Source organism: Actinotignum sp. usb-actsch-213 (assembly GCF_059085665.1).
The window spans coordinates 1-2,241 of sequence record NZ_JBHNSQ010000059.1 but is presented as its reverse complement, the minus strand read 5'-3'; the positions used below and the strand labels follow the sequence as shown (position 1 = coordinate 2,241).

At 56.8% G+C, this 2,241-nt stretch carries 1 protein-coding gene; it reads right to left on the bottom strand.

Going from position 1 to position 2,241, the window contains the following annotated elements; translation table 11 throughout:
- On the bottom strand, positions 1 to 2,241 hold a 2,241-nt coding region (locus tag AC5RK6_RS06340), incomplete at both ends, for a MiiA motif-containing surface protein (protein WP_493926380.1).

The following is a 2,241-nucleotide window of genomic DNA, read 5'->3' as shown; positions in this document are numbered from 1 at the left end:
TGGCGAACCGTCTTGTTCGGGTCAATAGTGGTCGTCGACTGATCTGGGAAAGTTACGGTGACCGTGCCGTTTTCGGAGACGGTGATCGTGGTTCCTTCGGGGAGCTTCGGGTTCTCCTTTTCGACGGCCTTCTTGACTTGCTCGCGTTCGGGATCGGTCAGCTTATTGACATCGACAACGCCGGTGAGTTCGGGGTCGTTGATCTTGTTCTTCTCGTTGTCCTTGAGCTGACGCACGGTCTTGTTCGCGGGGATCTGGGTCTCAGAGCCATCCGGGAAGGTCACTGTGACCGTACCGTTTTCGGAGACGGTGATCTTTGTGCCCTTCGGAAGATCCGGATTCTTCTTCTCAACGGCCTTCTTGACTTGCTCGCGTTCGGGATCGGTCAGCTTATTGACATCGGCGACACCGGTGATTTCGGGGTCGTTGATCTTGTTCTTCTCGTTGTCCTTGAGCTTGCAGACCGTCTTCTCAGCAGGGATCTGGGTCTCAGAGCCATCGGGGAAGGTGACGGTCACGGTTCCGTCCTTGCCGACGGTGACCTGGGTGTTTTCGGGCAGGTCGGGGTTGGCCTTCTTGACCTTGTCCTTCACCTGGTCCTGTTCCTCGGGAGTGAGGTTGGTCAGGTCCACAACTCCAGTGAGCTCGGGATCCTTGAGGGTGATCTTCTCGTTGTCCTTGAGCTTGCGGACGGTCTTGTTCGCGGGGATCTGGGTCTCGGAACCGTCCGGGAAGGTTACCGTGACGGTGCCGTCCTTGCCAACGGTGACCTGGGTATTCTCGGGCAGGTCGGGGTTGGCCTTCTTGACCTTGTCCTTGACCTGGTCACGTTCCGGATCGGTGAGGTTCTTCGGGTCAACCACGCCGGTTACTTCAGGATCCTTGAGAGTGATCTTCTCGTTGTCCTTGAGCTTGCGGACGGTCTTGTCCGGAGTGAAGGTAGTTGAGGAACCGTCCTTGTAGGTCACGGTTGCGGTGCCATTGTCGGAGACAGTGATCTCAGCATCCGTAGGCAGATCCGGGTTCTTGGCCTTGATGGCATCGCTGACCTTGGTCTTTTCCTCGGGCGTGAGTTTATTGAGGTCAACGACTCCGGTGATATCGGGATCCTTCAGGGTAATCTTCTCTGCCATCTTCGGCTTGGTGACAGCGATCTTGAAGGGAACCTTCACGGGATCGGGCTGGCCGGGAATGGTTACGAGCACGGTGCCTGTTACATCGCCCGTCTCCTGCCCCTCGGGGATCTGATAGGTAATCTTGCCGTCGTTGCCAACGGTGAGTCCAGCAGGAGCTTCGCCGTCGACCTTAAACGTGGAACCGTCCGGGAAAGTGAAGCCGTCCGGAGTGGAGATCGGAACCTCAACCGTGGAACCGGACTTGCCGCTGGAATCCGGATATGAAGGCGTGACGAGCGGCGCCTTGAAGGTCTTGGTGCCGAGGTCCTTGCCGTTGCGGTTGAAGACAATCGTGACATTGCCTTCCTTGTCCACGGTGACTTTGTCCGTGTCCTTGAGCTGGTTGAGTTCCTTGACCTTAGCCTTGATGGCATCCTGTTCGCCGGGCGTCAGGTTATTCGGGTCGGATACTGCTGTCTCGGAAATCTTGGACGTGTAGTAAATGATGGTAGCGGTCAGCTTCGGGGAGACCGCACCAAGGTCGGTTGTGAGCGTGCCGGGGAATTCCTGGGTGCCGGGTTCGTGACTGATCCCGGGAACCTCAATATTCTTGGTTATTTTGCCCTTGACCTCGTTGTGAACGTCCTGCTTGGAAAGGCCCGCGTCGTCGCCGTACTTGAGAATTCCGAGCTTGCCGTAATCCACATCGATAAGCCCCTTCACATCCTCGGGAGTGAAAGGCGCGTCGGTATCCAGGCTGCGGATGAGAGTGTCCTGCTTCGTGGGGAGAACGCGCACCTTGAACAGGTTCGAGAAGGACTGGGTGTAGCGCATATCGTCGGCTTTGTCCGTGCGGATTCCGATAAAACGCTTACCGCCAATCGAATTGGAAATACCAGCGTCATACTGGCCGGAGATAACGGCGGTATTGCCGGCGAGCTTGAGGTCGAACCCGGAAAGCTGTTTCGCGGCTGACCACGCCTCGCCCTGGCCCGGGGCATTAGTTCCCCAGAGCTTACCCTTGCTGTAGTCATCGGCTTTCAGAGTAACTGTTACCGGAGGAACGGGAGTGGACTTCAGTTTGTTCTGGTTTGTATTCGTGGACGGAAAAGGGCCTATAGGACAC